General features: G+C 52.3%; 14 protein-coding genes. 4 read left to right on the top strand and 10 right to left on the bottom strand.

Translation table 11 applies throughout. From position 1 onward, the window contains the following. Positions 1-37: 37 nt before the first annotated feature. From aspS to JHL22_RS08905, 3 genes are all read right to left on the bottom strand, one after another. A complete protein-coding gene (gene aspS, locus JHL22_RS08895; RefSeq protein ID WP_200236132.1) occupies positions 38-1828 on the bottom strand; it encodes an aspartate--tRNA ligase in 1791 nt (596 codons plus the stop codon). Between the two features lie 72 nt (positions 1829-1900). After that, positions 1901-2182, bottom strand: a complete 282-nt coding sequence (locus JHL22_RS08900) for an FmdB family zinc ribbon protein (protein ID WP_200236134.1) — start codon at positions 2180-2182, stop codon at positions 1901-1903. Between the two features lie 89 nt (positions 2183-2271). Further along, positions 2272-3588 (bottom strand): putative Na+/H+ antiporter, encoded by a 1317-nt coding sequence (locus tag JHL22_RS08905; protein WP_200236136.1) that lies wholly within the window; start codon positions 3586-3588, stop codon positions 2272-2274. Between the two features lie 22 nt (positions 3589-3610). Here JHL22_RS08905 and JHL22_RS08910 point away from each other — a divergent pair, with 22 nt between their 5' ends. From JHL22_RS08910 to putA, 3 genes are all read left to right on the top strand, one after another. Next, positions 3611-3805, top strand: a complete 195-nt coding sequence (locus JHL22_RS08910; protein WP_200236138.1) for a hypothetical protein — start codon at positions 3611-3613, stop codon at positions 3803-3805. Positions 3806-3866: 61 nt separating this feature from the next. Then, positions 3867-4793, top strand: coding sequence for a 4-hydroxybenzoate octaprenyltransferase (gene ubiA / locus JHL22_RS08915; protein WP_200236140.1), 927 nt, complete (start codon positions 3867-3869; stop codon positions 4791-4793). Positions 4794-4908: 115 nt separating this feature from the next. After that, the gene (gene putA, locus JHL22_RS08920) at positions 4909-8733 is read left to right on the top strand and encodes a trifunctional transcriptional regulator/proline dehydrogenase/L-glutamate gamma-semialdehyde dehydrogenase (protein ID WP_200236142.1); all 3825 of its coding nucleotides are present in this window, start codon (positions 4909-4911) and stop codon (positions 8731-8733) included. Between the two features lie 150 nt (positions 8734-8883). Here putA and JHL22_RS08925 read toward each other — a convergent pair whose 3' ends face one another. Genes JHL22_RS08925 through JHL22_RS08935 form a run of 3 tightly spaced genes read right to left on the bottom strand, consistent with a single transcriptional unit; the run spans position 8884 to position 11800 of the window. Further along, positions 8884-9921: a DctP family TRAP transporter solute-binding subunit gene (locus tag JHL22_RS08925; RefSeq protein WP_200236144.1), complete on the bottom strand. Its 1038-nt coding sequence runs from the start codon at positions 9919-9921 to the stop codon at positions 8884-8886. A 38-nt stretch (positions 9922-9959) separates the two neighbouring features. Next, entirely contained in the window at positions 9960-11258 is a 1299-nt protein-coding gene (locus JHL22_RS08930) for a TRAP transporter large permease (RefSeq protein WP_200236349.1), read from the bottom strand. Further along, positions 11255-11800, bottom strand: coding sequence for a TRAP transporter small permease (locus JHL22_RS08935; RefSeq protein WP_200236146.1), 546 nt, complete (start codon positions 11798-11800; stop codon positions 11255-11257). The genes JHL22_RS08930 and JHL22_RS08935 overlap by 4 nt, the downstream gene beginning before the upstream one ends. A gap of 351 nt (positions 11801-12151) precedes the next feature. On the opposite strand from JHL22_RS08935, the gene putP reads away from it, so the two are divergent. Then, positions 12152-13648: a sodium/proline symporter PutP gene (gene putP, locus JHL22_RS08940; RefSeq protein ID WP_200236148.1), complete on the top strand. Its 1497-nt coding sequence runs from the start codon at positions 12152-12154 to the stop codon at positions 13646-13648. A gap of 68 nt (positions 13649-13716) precedes the next feature. On the opposite strand, the gene JHL22_RS08945 is transcribed toward putP, so the two are convergent. From JHL22_RS08945 to JHL22_RS08960, 4 genes are read right to left on the bottom strand one after another with little or no spacing between them, the layout of a single operon-like run. Continuing rightward, entirely contained in the window at positions 13717-14304 is a 588-nt protein-coding gene (locus JHL22_RS08945) for a uracil-DNA glycosylase family protein (protein WP_200236150.1), read from the bottom strand. A gap of 43 nt (positions 14305-14347) precedes the next feature. Continuing rightward, positions 14348-15064: an ABC transporter ATP-binding protein gene (locus JHL22_RS08950; protein WP_200236152.1), complete on the bottom strand. Its 717-nt coding sequence runs from the start codon at positions 15062-15064 to the stop codon at positions 14348-14350. Further along, positions 15061-15810: an ABC transporter ATP-binding protein gene (locus JHL22_RS08955; RefSeq protein ID WP_200236154.1), complete on the bottom strand. Its 750-nt coding sequence runs from the start codon at positions 15808-15810 to the stop codon at positions 15061-15063. The genes JHL22_RS08950 and JHL22_RS08955 overlap by 4 nt, the downstream gene beginning before the upstream one ends. After that, positions 15807-16802, bottom strand: coding sequence for a branched-chain amino acid ABC transporter permease (locus tag JHL22_RS08960; RefSeq protein WP_234041215.1), 996 nt, complete (start codon positions 16800-16802; stop codon positions 15807-15809). The genes JHL22_RS08955 and JHL22_RS08960 overlap by 4 nt, the downstream gene beginning before the upstream one ends.

Consider the following 16802-nt stretch of genomic DNA (forward strand, 5'->3'; position numbering starts at 1 on the left):
AAAAGGGGGCATTGCCCCCTTTTTACTAAACTGAAGTTTATTTAACCTCAATATTCCGCAAACGGATATGCAACTCACGCAATTGCTTCTCGTCTACCTCAGAAGGTGCCTGGGTTAGCAGGCATTGTGCACGCTGTGTTTTCGGGAAAGCAATCACGTCACGGATAGAGTCGGCACCGGCCATTAACGTAACCAGGCGGTCAAGACCGAATGCCAGGCCACCGTGCGGCGGCGCACCGTACTGCAGGGCATCAAGCAGGAAGCCGAATTTCTCACGGGCTTCTTCTTCGTTGATATTTAAGGCACGGAATACCTTGCTCTGGACTTCTTCACGGTGAATACGAACCGATCCACCCCCAATTTCCCAACCGTTCAGCACCAGATCATAGGCCTTGGCATACGCTTTGGACGGATCGGTTTCAAGATAGTTTTCGTGACCATCTTTAGGGCTGGTAAAGGGATGGTGTGCAGCGGTGTAACGCCCTTCTTCCTCGTCGTATTCAAACATCGGGAAGTCAACAATCCACAAGGGTTTCCAGGTTTTTTCAAACAGGCCGTGCTCTTTGGCAAAATCGCTGTGACCCAGCTTGACGCGCAAGGCACCAATGGCATCGTTAACCACTTTGGCCTTATCGGCACCAAAGAACAGGATATCGCCATCCTGGGCACCGGTGCGTTTGATGATTTCAGCCAGAGCGGCATCGTGAATGTTTTTCACAATGGGTGACTGCAGGCCATCACGGCCCTTGGCCACTTCATTAACCTTGATCCAGGCCAGACCCTTGGCACCGTAAATAGCCACAAATTGGGTGTAGTCGTCTATTTCTTTGCGTGACAGCGCAGCACCCTGAGGCACGCGCAAGGCAACCACCCGGCCACCTGCCTGGTTGGCAGCGCCCGAGAAAACCTTGAAATCAACGTCTTTCATGACGTCGGTTAATTCAGTGAACTCCAGTTTCACACGCATGTCGGGTTTGTCTGAGCCAAAGCGTTTCATCGCTTCGTCCCAGGACATGATCGGGAAGGGATCATCAAGATCTACACTGTGCACCACCTTGAAGATATGACGCAGCATGCCTTCAAAGATCTCGCGAATCTGCTCTTCGTTCAGGAAAGAGGTTTCGCAGTCGATCTGGGTAAATTCAGGCTGGCGATCGGCGCGCAAGTCTTCGTCACGGAAGCATTTGGTGATTTGGTAATAACGGTCGAAACCCGATACCATTAACATTTGCTTGAACAGCTGCGGAGACTGCGGCAGGGCAAAGAACTGGCCATCATGAACACGGGAAGGCACCAGGTAATCACGGGCGCCTTCGGGCGTGCTCTTGGTAAGCATGGGGGTTTCAATATCGATAAAGCCCAGGTTATCCAGGTATTTACGCACTTCGATGGAAACCCGGTAACGCAACATGAGGTTGCGCTGCATTTGCGGACGACGCAAGTCCAGAACACGATGGGTAAGGCGGGTGGTTTCAGACAGGTTGTCATCATCCAGCTGGAAGGGTGGCGTCACCGATGCATTCAGGACTTCAACTTCACGGCACAGGATTTCCACCTCGCCAGATTTCAGGTCTGGGTTAACCGTGCCTTCAGGGCGGTGACGCACCAGCCCGGTAATACGAATACAATATTCGTTGCGAAGATTTTCGGCAATTTCAAATGCGGCTTCATTGTCGGGATCAAACACAATTTGGGCAAGCCCTTCACGATCGCGCAAGTCGATAAAAATAACGCCACCATGATCGCGACGACGATGCACCCAACCAAATAATGTAACGGTTTGATCCAGGTGATCAAGACAAACCTGACCGGTATAGCAGGTACGCATAATTGAAATGCTCCGAAAAATCTGTAAACAATGGCATTACTGATGCAATGCCGATGATATTCTAGTTAAAAATCAAGCTGAAGTCGTGCTGCTTCCGGAAGAGGGAGCGGTACTGTCCCCTGGGGAGGAAGAGGTACCGGAACTGGCTGCTGCCCCGCCCGAAGACGGGTTTGAACCACGGAAATCAGTCACATACCACCCCGTACCCTTTAATTGAAAGCCCGCAGCGGTAACCTGTTTGGTGTAGGTTTCCTGCTTGCACTCGGGGCAAACGGTAAGGGGATCATCAGACATTTTTTGCAGCACATCCTGCTCATGACCGCAAGCGCTGCATTTATATGCATAAATTGGCACAGCTTAACTCACAAAAAAAGTAAACATGGCTAGGCTAAATACACCTTACCCAATGTAAAATCCAATAAAACCGTTTATTTTAACGTGTTTTACAAACCTGTACTTCCAAGAATCTGTACTGGCAATAAAAACATGATGGCCGCCATGAGCGTTGGCAACAATGCCGACACCAGCAACCATTTTGGCGAAATCGAACCATGGGGAAAACAGCCCCGCAAAATAGAAAATCCGGCCGGGTTGGGCGCATTGGCAATTACGGTTAAACCGCCCCCGGTTACCGCCCCCGCCACCAGCATATAACGCCAGATTTCGTTAGTGCCTTCTACCAGGGAACCCAGATAGGTTAGCGCCGCATTATCGGTAACCGCCGTTAACACCATGGCACCCCAGTACAGGACAGTAGGCGACATGCCACCCAGCAGGTCTTGCAGCCACCATTGCTGCAACCCACCCAGAATCACCAGACCGGCCAGGAAGAAACCCACCATTAAGCCTTCACGAATCATGAGACGGTCTTGATGATGCTTATAGGCTTCGCAATAACCAATGAAAAGCATTAACAGGCCCAGAAAAATGGCCGCATGATGGGCAAACAAAACAATACCCACCAGGAATAACAAATGCACCAGAATAACGCTAACCGGCACGCGAGGGCGTACTTTTTCAGTACTTTGGGTTTTGGGAGCATTAATACCACGACCGGTACCCACCAAACGGGACTCGATATCCTTGCGGCAAATCAGGGTAATAATTAACGCATTGGCAATCACGGCCACAGCCGCTTTCCAGCCAAAATGGGTGGCCATGTAAACGCTATCCCAGCCAAATTTTTGCGCCACCATCAGCACCGGCGGCGCGGCATAGGCAGTTAGCACCCCACCAATAGAGATATTGACAAACAGGACCCCCAAGGCCAGGTACTTGAACCGCACATTACCGCTGCGGGTAAAAAAGCCTTCTTTTAGCATAAGAGCGGCCAGGGTCATGGCGGCGGGCTCGGTAATGAAAGAACCAGCCAGGGGCACCAGTGACAAGGTAATGAAAAACGTGGCCACTTCGGTTTGCACCGGTGCCACCCTGGCAATAAAGCGAACCACATCACTAACCAGTTGAAGAATCGGCCGGCTGGCCGCTACCACCATAATGGCAAACACAAACAGGGGCTCGGTAAAGTTGCGGCTTTCCATGTATTCAACCGCGGGGTCCAGGCCCCCAGCCAATGCCATGACCACAATAAGAATGGCAGCCCAAACACCAAATACACCCTCTACTTCAGACAGCAAATGCCACATGCCTGCATGGGGACCGTTCCGGTGCGCCAGTTTGGCAAAATAAGAAACCGAAAAAGTATGAATAATGGCAATTGCAAACAAGACTGTTGCAAGTATCTCTATATAGCTGGGCATATAAAATAAACCTGAAAACAAAATGACCCGTGAAATAAAAGGTGGCAGAAAGCCAGCGGATTGTGTCGGGTCTGTGTTACCAAAAGAAATTATTGTATATGAACAAACGCTGCCCAACCGTCATATCACCGCCGAGCAACACACTTTTGCAATTTATTTTTGGCTATTAATTAGCCGCCTTGACACAAACGGGCGGGTTTTGCCGCAAGCTCCATAAACACGTTAAAATGTGGCCACTCTACTCTGAACCGATACCCTGAAGCCATACGCAAATATCAATGACTGTTAACACCCAACAACCCAATTTAAGCGATATCCACCATAACGACTGGGTCGAACGTTACCTGCCCGCCTCTTGGGGGCCTTATGCCCGCATCTGCCGACTGGACCGTCCCATTGGCACCTGGCTGACCCTGTTGCCCTGCATTGCCGCCCTTATCCAGGCCGCCAACGGCCTGCCCGATGTCTGGCGCCTACTTATTTTCTGCCTGGGTGCCCTGCTCATGCGCAGCGCCGGCTGCACCATTAACGACATTTGCGATCGCGACTTCGACAAACATGTGGCACGCACCCGTTACCGTCCCTTAACCAGTGGCCAGATTACACTTAAACAGGCTTATGTTTTCCTGTTTGCCCAATTGGCTCTGGCAGCCAGCCTGCTGTTTTTCATTAACAGTTACAGCCGCTGGCTGGCCGTATTGCTGGTACCTATTGTATTTATTTACCCGCTGTGCAAAAGGTTTACCTACTGGCCCCAACTTGTACTGGGTATTGCCTTTAACTGGGGCATGCTGATGGCCTGGTCAGACACCCAAAATACCGTTCCCACCGCTGCCATTGCCATGTGGCTGGGTGCCGTGATGTGGCAAATTGGCTATGACACCATTTATGCCTATGCCGACATGCAAGATGATATCAAGCTGGGACTGCGTTCCACCGCCCTGAAATTTGGTGAAAAAGGCCTGATCTGGCTAAGCGGATTTTATGCGGCAACTGCCATCCTGTGGATCTGGGCCGGTCTGGCCATGGGCATGGGCTGGGGTTACGGCATCTTCATGGCGATTATTGTGCTGCATTTTTTCTGGCAACTGTACACCTTCGACATCAACCGCCGGGACAAAAGCTTTGCCCTGTTCCGCGCCAACATCTGGACCGGTATTTTCCTGATTGCCGGTGCCCTGCTGGGTAGCATTACTTCACTATAAATAATGCATTTTCATTGGGTTAACCTTTTTTCATTAATGGTTAACCCTAATACTGTACGGCCATAAAATTCTATAATCTATGAGGTCATGAACAACCCATGACGGCAAAAAAATTATGGCCAACAAAAACACCACCCTGGGAATCAAGGTTGATTCCACCCTGAAAGAACGTTTGCAGCACAATGCCAGCAAACTGAACTGTACCCCGCATTGGCTGCACAAACAGGCCCTGCTGGCTTATCTGGACCAAATCGAACGGGGCCATACCCCTGAAGAACTGTCCCATTTGGTGATCCAGACGGGCGAAAGCGAGATTGAGGTTCCCGACAACGAGACGCTTAACCCGCCGTTTTACGAATTTGGCCAGGACATCCAGCCCCAGTCTGTGTTGCGGGCAGCCATAACCGCGGCCTACCGTCGCCCCGAAACCGAATGTATTCCCATTTTGCTGGAACAGGCCCATATTGCCCAACCCGAACAAACCCGGGAATTGGCCCTGTCACTGGTAAAAGCCCTTAAAAACAAAAGCCCATCGGGCGGCGTTGAAGGCCTGATCCAGGAATTTGCCTTGTCCAGCCAGGAAGGCGTGGCCTTAATGTGCCTGGCCGAAGCCTTGTTACGCATCCCCGACAAAGCCACCCGTGATGCCCTGATCCGTGACAAATTAAGCCATGGTGACTGGAAATCCCATATGGGCGGTTCTTCCTCGGTATTTGTCAATGCCGCTACCTGGGGCTTAATGCTAACCGGCAAGCTGGTCGCCGTTAATAGCGAACAAAACCTGTCATCGGCCCTTACCCGCTTAATCGGCAAAGGTGGCGAACCCTTAATTCGCCAGGGCGTGAACATGGCCATGCGCATGATGGGTGAACAGTTCGTTTCCGGACAAACCATTTCTGCCGCACTGGCCAACAGCCGCAAATTTGAAGCCCGTGGTTTCCGTTACAGCTACGATATGCTGGGCGAAGCCGCCACCACCATGGCCGATGCCCAACGCTACTACGAATCATACGAACAGGCGATTCACGCGATTGGCAAGGCCTCACAGGGCCGGGGCATCTATGAAGGGCCAGGCATTTCCATCAAGCTGTCTGCCCTACATCCGCGTTATTCCCGTGCCCAGCGTGAACGCATCATGAATGAACTGCTGCCACGCCTTGAATCACTGACTAAACTGGCCAAATCCTATGATATTGGCTTAAATATCGATGCCGAGGAAGCCGACCGCCTGGAGCTGTCGCTGGACCTGCTTGAAGCCCTTTGCCACAACCGCGAATTTGACGGCTGGAACGGCATTGGCTTTGTGATTCAGGCCTACCAGAAACGGGCACCGTATGTGATTGATTATGTGATTGACCTGGGTCGGCGCACCCATCACCGCCTAATGATCCGCCTGGTCAAAGGCGCTTACTGGGACAGCGAAATCAAACGCGCCCAAGTGGATGGCCTGGAAGGCTACCCGGTGTATACCCGCAAGTCTTATACCGATGTGGCCTATCTGGCCTGCGCCCGTAAACTGCTGGACGCACCTGCTGCGGTCTACCCGCAATTTGCCACCCATAATGCCCAAACCCTGTCGGCCATTTATCACCTGGCCGGTAAAAACTATTACCCGGGCCAGTACGAATTCCAATGCCTGCATGGCATGGGTGAACCGCTTTATGAAGAAGTGGTTGGCCCCAAAAAGCTGAACCGCCCCTGCCGCGTGTATGCACCTGTTGGCACCCATGAAACCCTGCTGGCCTATCTGGTGCGCCGCCTGCTGGAAAACGGGGCTAACACGTCTTTTGTGAACCAGCTTGCCGATGAAAACATAGACATCAACACACTGGTGGAAAACCCGCTGGAAACGGTTGCCCGCATCACGCCACTGGGTGCCCCCCACGAAAAAATTCCCCTGCCGCTGGATATTTATCACTCCAGCGAGCCGGGCCTCAACAGCAAGCGCCAAAACTCCTCAGGCATAGATTTAAGCAACGAACACCGACTTGGATCTTTGTCTGCCGCCTTGCTGAACAGCGCCTCCCAGGCCTGGCGGGCAGCCCCTACCCTTTTGTCTGAAGAAGACTGGAATGATGAGCGCGCAAGAGTGTCCCTGAACCCTGCCGATCATCGCGATGAAGTGGGCAAGGTGATTGAGGCCAGTCAGGAAGAGGTCCAACAGGCTGTCGAGGCAGCGGTTAATATGGCGCCTATCTGGCAAGCCACCCCCATTCAGGAACGTGCCCATTGCCTGCGTACGGCGGCCCAGCTAATGGAAAACAATATGCAGGTGCTGCTTGGGCTGATCATTCGGGAAGCGGGCAAATCCCTGCCCAATGCGATTGCCGAAGTGCGCGAGGCGGTTGATTTCCTGCGTTATTACGCCGAACAAATTGAACAGCACTTCAAGGAAGACGTGCATCGCCCATTGGGGCCAGTGGTTTGTATCAGCCCCTGGAACTTCCCGCTGGCCATTTTCACCGGCCAGGTTAGTGCTGCCCTGGCCGCCGGCAATACCGTATTGGCCAAGCCTGCCGAACAAACCCCCTTGATTGCCGCCCAGGCCGTGGCCATTTTGCATGCGGCCGGTATCCCGCGTGAAGCCGTACAGCTAATGCCGGGCAACGGTGAAACCGTGGGTGACCAACTGGTTTCACACGAGGCTATCCGGGGCGTGATGTTTACCGGCTCTACCGAAGTAGCCCGTATTCTTGCCAGCAAACTCGCGGGCAGACTTGACCCACACGGTCACGCCATTCCCCTGATTGCCGAAACCGGTGGCCAGAATGCCCTTATTGTCGACTCTTCAGCCCTGTCCGAACAGGTGGTGTTTGATGTCCTGAACTCGGCCTTTGACTCTGCCGGCCAGCGTTGCTCCGCCCTGCGTATTTTATGCCTGCAGGAAGACGCTGCCGATCACATCCTGACCATGCTCAAGGGTGCCATGCAAGAACTCTCGGTTAGCAAACCCGATTTGCTGTCTGCCGATGTGGGCCCCGTGATTGACCAGGAAGCCAAGGAGATTATCGAGCGCCATATTGCAAAAATGCGCCATGCGGGCCACCCGGTTGAGCAAATTTCCATGGATACCAACACCGAATTTGGCACCTTCGTTGCCCCTGCCCTGATTGAGATTAATGATATTGCCGAGCTGGAACGCGAAGTGTTTGGGCCTGTCCTGCATGTGGTCCGCTTCAAGCGGGAAAATCTGGATGCCCTGGTTGAGGCTATTAATCATACCGGTTATGGCCTGACCTTTGGCATTCATTCCCGGATTGATGAAACCATTAGCCACATCTCCAACCGCATTCATGCCGGCAATATTTATGTCAACCGCAATATTGTGGGCGCGGTGGTGGGCGTGCAACCCTTTGGCGGCCAGGGCCTGTCGGGCACCGGCCCCAAAGCCGGTGGCCCGCTGTATTTATTCCGCCTGCTATCACAGGGCAACGACCAATTACCGTCGCCCTTCAATCCAACAGAGCCCGCCAGCCTGACCCTTGCCCTGCCCGGCCCAACCGGAGAAACCAACGTGTATCGTCTGGTTCCCCGCGGAACGGTATTGGCCTTCGCTCAAAGCGAACAGGGTTTTATTACCCAGCTAAGCCAGATTACCGCCACCGGAAACCAGGCCCTGTTTATTGATTCGCCCGCTACCCGCCAATGGCTGGACAAGACAGAGGCAGGCCAGCGTGAACAGATCAGCCTGATTGCCGACAGCCAGGTTGACGAAGCTGGCTTTGATGCCGTTTTGTTTGAAGGAGATAGCGACGATCTGTGCAATCTGAACCAGCGCCTGAGCCAGCGCAAGGGGCCGATTATGATTGCCTATGGATTAAGCCCGGAAGAAATCATCCAGGGCAAGCAATACCCCTGGCTGGGTCTGGTACATGAGCAAAGCATCAGTACCAATACCGCAGCGGCAGGCGGCAATGCCAGCCTGATGACGATTGGGTAATCGGGTAATTTGCTAACTGGCTAATCAGCCTGCAAAAAGACCCTGCTGACATTGGATACTATTCCGTTTCAGCAGGGTCTTTTGCATTACTGCACTTAACACAACGCACCGGCAATTTTTACAGTAAAAAAACACCAGATGCCGGTTTAATTACTTCTTGCGGTTTTCAATATCTTTCAGGGCCTGGTCAACCAGCTCTGTGCCAATGCGTACTTTCCATTTATCAAAAACAGGCTGGGTAACCTTCACGAAGGCATCATGCTGCTCGGGAGTCAGGCTTGTTATCTCTACACCATGGCTGGCAATTTCCTTTAACATTGAATCATCTTCAGGTGTAACTCCTTTACGGGCAATGGCAATTTCCTGTTTAGCGGCATCCAGTGCGGCCTGACGGACAATTTCCCTATCCTGTTCAGTCCAACTGTTCCAGATATTTTTATTCACCACAAACACCAGCGGATCATTCACATAATTCCACAATGTCAGGTATTTCTGACCTACGTTATAAAGCTTGGATCCCTGGTAAATAGACAAGGGGTTTTCTTGTCCGTCTACCGCACCACTGGCCAGAGCAGGCTGTGCATCGGCCCAGCTCATTTGTACCGGATTGGCGCCCAAAGCGGTAAAGGTATCCAGATACAAGGGAGAACCTACCACGCGCAACTTCATGCCTTTCATGTCATTGGGTAATGTAATGGGATGTTTGGAGTTACTGAGTTGGCGATAGCCGTTTTCACCCCAGGCCAGTGGCACCACACCGGCTTTTTCAATAAGCGTGAACAACTGCTTGCCCACCTCACCCTGCACCAGGGCATCCACTGCCGCATAATCGGGCATCAAGAATGGCATGGAGAAAATATTCAACTGACTGACCTGGGGAGACCAGTTAATGGTTGAACCCACCGCCATATCAATCAGCCCCTGCCGGATAGCGGTAAATTCACGGGTCTGGTCACCCTGAACCAGGGAGGTACCGGGATAAATCTTGATATTGATGCGGCCTTCGGTTCTTTCCTTGACCAGGTCAGACCAGATTTGGGCTCCTTGACCCCATGGGAATTGCGTATTCACGACAATTGACAGCTTGTATTCCGGTTTATAATTATTGTCTTGGGCATAGGCTGCAGATGAACAGGCAATGGCCGCCACGGACAATGAAAATGCTTTAAACAGGGCACGTAATTTCATTTTGACTCCTTGAATTAATAATAATTTAAACTTAAAACCTAATAGCCCAGATACCTTGGCAACCACGTAGCCAAACCAGGAAAAGTCACCACCAGTAACAACACCAGCAACATGGCAGCCACCAGCCAAAGCACCCAGCGAATCGTGGACTCCATAGGTACATTGGCGATTCGGCAGGAAACCATCAGGTTCACGGCCAATGGTGGCGTAAATTGCCCTACTGCCACTTTTAAGGTAAGAATAATACCGAACCACACCAGGTCCCAGTTGAAGGCATTGGCAATGGGCAACAGCAATGGCACAAAAATCAGGAAGATGGAAATGCCATCCAGGAACATGCCCAGAATTACCAACAGGACAATCAGCAGGGCCAGCACCCCATACTCACCCAGGCCTGAATGGACAATGGCATTGGCGATGGGATCGATCACGCTTAGGGTGGACAGCGCCCAAGCAAAAATACCCGCCAGCGTTACCACCAGTAAAATAACCGCTGACAACTCGGCCGCTTCGCGAAAAATAAGGGACAGGTCTTTTATCTTGATGGTGCGATACACCACCATACCCACGAACAGGCCATAGAACACCGCCACCACAGCCGCTTCTGTGGGCGTGAACCAGCCAAGCCGCATACCCCCCAGAATAAGCACCGGTGCCGCCAGCCCCCACGAGGCCTGTACCAGACTTTTAAAGAATGGCGGACGGGGAAGATCCTGTTCTGCCGCACCCATTTTGTAATGGCGCGCCAGCCACACCGTAGGAATGATAAGGCAGATACCCGCCAGGATACCGGGCACCATACCCGCGGCAAACAGCGCAGGCACTGATGCCGACGGCACCAGAATGGAATAAATGATAAGGGCTACCGAAGGTGGAATGAGGATATCGGTTGCCGCACCGGCAGCCACCACACTGGCGGAAAAAGGCCGTGGGTAACCCGCCTGGCTCATGGAACGGATCATGACCGCCCCCACCGCTGCCGCACAGGCAGGCCCCGAACCCGAGATCCCACCTAAAAACATGGCCACCATAATACTCACCATGGGTAGCATGCCGGAACCCCGTCCGACAATAGCAACAGCCAGATTAACCAGGCGTGCGGCAACTCCGGAACGATCAAAAATAGAGCCCAGCAAAACAAACATGGGGATAGCCAGCAAAGGATATTTGGACAGGCCGGCATAAAAATTTTGTGGCACAGCCATAAGGCCATACCAATACGTGTCCATATTGGCCATAACAATGGCCACCGTACCTGCTATGCCCAGAGCCACCCCTACCGGCGTGCCAATAAGCATCAGGACAATAAAAAGGGAGAATAAAATGCTGGCAATCATGTCGGCCTGACCTTGATGAGGTCTTGCATAATACCCGCCAGACGCCATGTAATTAACAATGACAGCAACGGCATCCACATGGAATACCACCAATTGGGCACGCCAATGGCCGGAGAGGTATCACCATAGGTGTAGTCATCCAGGGCCATTTTCAGGGACAGCACGGTAAACAGGACAAAAAACAGCAACACCGATGCATTACTGGCAATACTGAACCACCATTTTTTAGCCGCAGAACCATGGTCGGCAAAATATTCAATCCTGATATGCTGATATCGCACAAAGGCCGAGGACGATCCCACCATGGTGAGGATGATTAGAAAAAAAATAGAGATTTCTTCTGTCCAGGCAAAAGACTGGTTGCTAAAGTAACGGACAAGCACATTGGCAAATGTAATGAGCGCCAAAACACCCATAATGAAAACCGACAGGCAGTCTTCCAGCTTCAGGCGTTTATTATTTACAGCGTCTGGGAATTCCTGCTCCGAGGTTTCTGTTTGTGTTTTATCTGTTTGTGTTTTATCTGTTTGGTCTGACGACATACCATATTTCTTCTTTTAATACTTTGTCCTGCCCACACCCACGTACAGGAATAAGACTGCCTGCAGCCAGCCTTAGCCCTTTAGAGGTAAAGGAATAAAGCAAGACATTTTACATGACAGGATACAACTTGTAACTACGTGTTTTCACTATATCCATGCCCATTCTGAGCCACTCAATACAATCAAAGGGTTAACCCTATTCAATAAAAACAAAAAATGTTCTTTAATTTTCATACTATATAATTAATATTCATTGGGTTAACTATTCCCAACAATGGTTAACCCCAATATATTTACAAATCAAAAATCGGTAACCTAGCTAGCACTTTTTAAAAACAAAAAAGGAAAGACATGGGCAATTTAAACCCTATGATTATTACTTTCGCCATTTATCTCGTCGTGGTTATCGCGATCGGGTTCATTGCGTATTTTTCCACACGTAATTTTGACGATTACATTCTGGGTGGCCGTAGTCTGGGCAGTTTTGTAACCGCCTTGTCAGCAGGTGCATCAGACATGTCCGGCTGGCTGTTAATGGGCCTGCCTGGCGCTATTTACCTAAGCGGCTTAACCGAGTCCTGGATTGCCATCGGGCTTACCGTGGGGGCCTACCTGAACTGGCTTTTGATTGCCGGACGGTTGCGTGTTCATACCGAATACAATAACAATGCCCTCACCCTGCCTGATTATTTCCACAACCGGTTCGGATCCGAAAACCGCCTTATCAAAATTGTGGCGGCCACCATCATTCTTTTCTTTTTCACGATTTACTGCGCATCCGGTATTGTTGCCGGTGCCCGCCTGTTTGAAAGCCTGTTCGATATCAATTACAGTACCGCCCTTTGGCTGGGCGCAGGCGCCACTATCGTTTACACCTTTATTGGTGGTTTCCTGGCCGTTAGCTGGACCGACACCATTCAGGCCAGCCTGATGATTTTTGCACTGATCCTTACTCCCATCATGATTCTGATTGGGCTGGGCGACTGGCAACAGGCCATGGCATCCATTCAGGTTGCCGCCACCACGGCAGGCAAGGAATATTCTAGCCTGTTTGCCGGCACCACTTTCCTGGGTATTGTCAGTACCGCTGCATGGGGCCTTGGTTATTTTGGCCAGCCGCATATTCTGGCCCGCTTCATGGCGGCCGAAAGCGTTGGCGCCATGAAAAATGCCCGCCGTATTGGCATGACCTGGATGATCCTGTGTCTGGCCGGTGCCGTGGCCGTTGGCTATTTCGGTATTGCCTACTTCCAGGAACACCCCGAGCTGGCTGGCCCCGTGACCCAAAACCATGAGCGTATTTTCATTGAGCTAGCCAGCATCCTGTTCAATCCCTGGATCGCCGGTATTATCCTGTCCGCCATTCTGGCTGCCGTCATGAGTACCTTGAGCTGCCAATTGCTGGTTTGCTCCAGTGCCATTACCGAAGACTTCTACAAAGGCTTCCTGCGTCCATACGCCTCACAGAAAGAACTGGTCTGGATTGGCCGTTTCATGGTTCTGCTGATTGCCTTAATTGCCATCTGGCTGGCCAGCAACCCCAACAGCCTGGTATTGGGTCTGGTTGCCTACGCCTGGGCCGGTTTTGGTGCCGCCTTTGGTCCTGTGATCATTCTGTCCGTGTTCTGGAAACGCATGACAGGCAGAGGTGCCCTGGCAGGCATGATTGTGGGTGCGATCGTGGTGGTGTTATGGAAAAACTCCGGCATCGACCTGTACGAAATCGTACCCGGTTTTATTGCCTGCTTTGCCACCATTATTCTGGTGTCCCTGTTTGGCGGAGAACCGCCCAAAGCGGTTGTCAATAAATTTGAAGAAGCCGACAAAGCTTATAAAGCGGCGATGTGATTCTACTGACGGGGACTACCCCGTCAGGCTTTGCCTGACACCCCTCCTGGAGAGGGAATTGGCGGCGCTTATTTCAATGCTTGTTGCACACGTTGTTTCAGTTCCGGCAACACTTCTTCTTCAAACCAAGGGTTGCGGCGCTGCCAGATGCGGTTGCGGGGCGAGGGATGTGGCAGGGGTAAATACTGCGGCAGGTATTCTTTGTAGTGCTGCACGGTTTCGGTCAGGGTTTTATAGGCCCTGTCTTTCAGGTAATAGCCCTGGGCATAGCGTCCAATCAAAACCGTTAAGGCCACGTCAGGCATCTTTTCAAGCAATTTAGCGTGCCACAGGGGTGCGCACTCGGGGCGCGGCGGCAGGTCTCCTGATTTGCCCGAACCCGGATAACAAAACCCCATGGGCACAATCGCCACCAGGTCGGGGTTATAAAACAGTTCTTTATTAATACCTAGCCAGTTGCGCAGGTTGTCACCGCTGGGATCATTCCAGGCGATACCGGTTTCATGCACTTTGCGGCCAGGGGCCTGCCCAATCAATAAAATGCGGCTTTTGGCAGAAGCCGCCAGAATTGGCTTTGCGCCAAGCGGAAGATGCGGTTCACATACTTTACAGGCCCGGACTTCTTCCAGCAAATGCACCATTGATGTTGAAACCATACGTGCTCCTTGTGTTTACCGTCTATTAGGCACAGGAAGATAATTAAACACCCAAATAACGCGACCAGAGACTACGATTATCCGCCAAGCTGGCTGATGAGCCCTGCCATACCACACGACCACGCTCCAGAATCACATGGCGGTCGGCCAGCGACAGCAATTTTTCCAAGTATTTATCAACAATAAGTGTAGTTTGGCCCTCTTGCCGCAATTTGGCAAGACAGGCCCAGATTTCATCCCGAATAACAGGGGCCAGCCCCTCGGTAGCTTCATCCAGAATCAGCAGGCGCGGATTGGTGGACAGGGCCCGGCCAATGGCCAGCATTTGCTGCTCGCCCCCAGAAAGCTGGTTGCCCATATGTGAGGCACGTTCTTTCAGGCGGGGGAAAAGGGTATAAATACGATTAATATCCCAACCATCAGCCCGCCCGTTGCGTTTGTCGGCAAAGGCCAGCAAATGCTCGCGGACGGTCAGGTTGGGGAAACACATGCGTCCTTCGGGCACAATCGCCATACCCAGGCGGGCAATCGCGTCTGCCTTCAGGGACTGCACCGGCCGGCCATTAAAATGGATGTCACCCGACTTGCTGCGAATATCACCCATGATAGATTTAATGGTGGTGCTTTTGCCCATGCCGTTACGACCCAGCAAGGTCATGGTTTCACCGGCATGAATATCAAAACCCACTTCAAACAGGACCTGGCTGGCGCCATAGCCGGCATTCAGGTTTTTACAACTCAGCAAGGGGGTTACGCTCATGCCTGCTCTCCGGTACCCAGATAAACCGCCTGCACTTGTGGGTGGCCTTGAATATGGGCGGCGTTACCCGAAGTCAAGACACGGCCATATACCAGGACAGAGATCCGGTCAGCCAACTGAAAAACCGCATCCATGTCGTGTTCAATCAGCAAAATGGCACATTCCTGTCGCAGGCGGCGAATCAATGCAATCATTTGCAAAGAGTCTTCGGGGCCCATCCCGGCCATAGGTTCATCAAGCAGCAACAGTTTAGGCCGTGAGGCCAGGGCCAGCGCCACATCCAGCTTGCGTTGCACACCATGCGGCAAGGTGCCGGCCATTACGCTCAGGCAATTACCCAGCCCGGTTTTTTCAGCCAGTGCCAGCGCCCGCTGATGCAGCTGGGTTTCATGGTCTCGCAAGCCAAAAAAGCGGAAACTGGACCCTTCATGCGCCTGGGCCGCCAGCATTAAATTGGCAAATACGGTTTGATCGGGAAATATGCTGGTGACCTGAAAACAGCGGGACAAACCATAGCGCACCCGCTGGTTCATTGATTGGCCAGCCAGCTCAACCCCATCCAGGGTTATCGTGCCCTCATCGGGCGCAAACAATCCAGACACCAGGTTTACCAGGGTGGATTTACCGGCCCCGTTCGGGCCGATTAAGGCATGGATTTCACCTGCTTCTACGCCAAGATCAACCTTATCGGTCGCCAACAAGCCACCAAACCGTTTAACCAGGCCTTGCACTTGCAGCAAACTCATTTAATCACCCTTTGGCGACTGCCACCCGCCAACCCTGCCGGGAGCAGAAATACGGACAGCAACAGGATCAGGCCCATAGGCCAGTGCCAGTAATCGGTATAAAGTTTAAGCACTTCGGCCAGGGTCAGCCACACCGCAACCCCCAATACCGGGCCCCAGCGATGCCCCATGCCGCCCAGAATTACCATGACCAGCAAGCCGGCCGATTCACCAAACGACATCATGGACGGACTGACAAAATTATTATTAACGGCCAGCATGGCACCGGCCAGCCCGGCAAACGCACCCGCCACCACGAAGGCCAGCAAACGAATGGCATACACCGGATAGCCCATGGAACCCATGCGCACTTCATTATCACGAATGCCCTGCAAGGCAAGGCCAAACCGTGAACGGGCCACCCGGCTGCCCATGGCAAACACCAGGCCGGCAATCAGCAATACGACCCAGTACAGGGCATGGGGAATGTTATTTAACCAGCCGCCCAGCGAAAGCGGGGTGTAAATGCCGTAACCGTCTTCACCGCCATAGCGGTTGAACGATACCGCCAGGTAATACAGCATTTGCGCAAATGCCAATGTAATCATGATGAAATACATGCCACGGGTACGGATGCTGATGCTGCCAATGAGCAGGGCAAACAGGCCCGACACCCCCATGGCCAGCGCCCAGGCCAACCACACGGAATCTTGCCCGCTATCAAGCAGGGCCACCAGTGTATAGGCGCCAATGCCCAGAAAACCGGCATGTCCCAGCGCCACCATGCCCCCATAGCCAATTAAAAAATTCAGGCTGCTAACAGCAATGCTGTAAATCATGAGCCTTTGCACAAAGCCCACATAATATTCCAGCCCCAGCAAGGGTGCCACCAGCGGAAATACCGCCAGCAGGAACAACACCAGCCAGGGCATCCACAAAGACAGCCTGCTTTCCCGCCGGTATTTGAACTGAAATGGCACCACGGGCAACGTGACTTGATGGTTATTTTGCAT

This window comes from Advenella mandrilli, from assembly GCF_016595155.1.
Classification (GTDB): domain Bacteria; phylum Pseudomonadota; class Gammaproteobacteria; order Burkholderiales; family Burkholderiaceae_B; genus Advenella; species Advenella mandrilli.

Excerpts from the sequence above, each read along its gene's own strand:
- aspS (WP_200236132.1), bottom strand. The coding sequence starts at position 1,828 with ATGCGTACCTGCTATACCGGTCAGGTTTGTCTTGATCACCTGGATCAA.
- JHL22_RS08905 (WP_200236136.1), bottom strand. The coding sequence starts at position 3,588 with ATGCCCAGCTATATAGAGATACTTGCAACAGTCTTGTTTGCAATTGCC.
- JHL22_RS08910 (WP_200236138.1), top strand. The coding sequence starts at position 3,611 with ATGACCCGTGAAATAAAAGGTGGCAGAAAGCCAGCGGATTGTGTCGGG.
- ubiA (WP_200236140.1), top strand. The coding sequence starts at position 3,867 with ATGACTGTTAACACCCAACAACCCAATTTAAGCGATATCCACCATAAC.
- putA (WP_200236142.1), top strand. The coding sequence starts at position 4,909 with ATGGCCAACAAAAACACCACCCTGGGAATCAAGGTTGATTCCACCCTG.
- JHL22_RS08925 (WP_200236144.1), bottom strand. The coding sequence starts at position 9,921 with ATGAAATTACGTGCCCTGTTTAAAGCATTTTCATTGTCCGTGGCGGCC.
- JHL22_RS08930 (WP_200236349.1), bottom strand. The coding sequence starts at position 11,258 with ATGATTGCCAGCATTTTATTCTCCCTTTTTATTGTCCTGATGCTTATT.
- JHL22_RS08935 (WP_200236146.1), bottom strand. The coding sequence starts at position 11,800 with ATGTCGTCAGACCAAACAGATAAAACACAAACAGATAAAACACAAACA.
- putP (WP_200236148.1), top strand. The coding sequence starts at position 12,152 with ATGGGCAATTTAAACCCTATGATTATTACTTTCGCCATTTATCTCGTC.
- JHL22_RS08945 (WP_200236150.1), bottom strand. The coding sequence starts at position 14,304 with ATGGTTTCAACATCAATGGTGCATTTGCTGGAAGAAGTCCGGGCCTGT.
- JHL22_RS08950 (WP_200236152.1), bottom strand. The coding sequence starts at position 15,064 with ATGAGCGTAACCCCCTTGCTGAGTTGTAAAAACCTGAATGCCGGCTAT.
- JHL22_RS08955 (WP_200236154.1), bottom strand. The coding sequence starts at position 15,810 with ATGAGTTTGCTGCAAGTGCAAGGCCTGGTTAAACGGTTTGGTGGCTTG.
- JHL22_RS08960 (WP_234041215.1), bottom strand. The coding sequence starts at position 16,802 with ATGCAAAATAACCATCAAGTCACGTTGCCCGTGGTGCCATTTCAGTTC.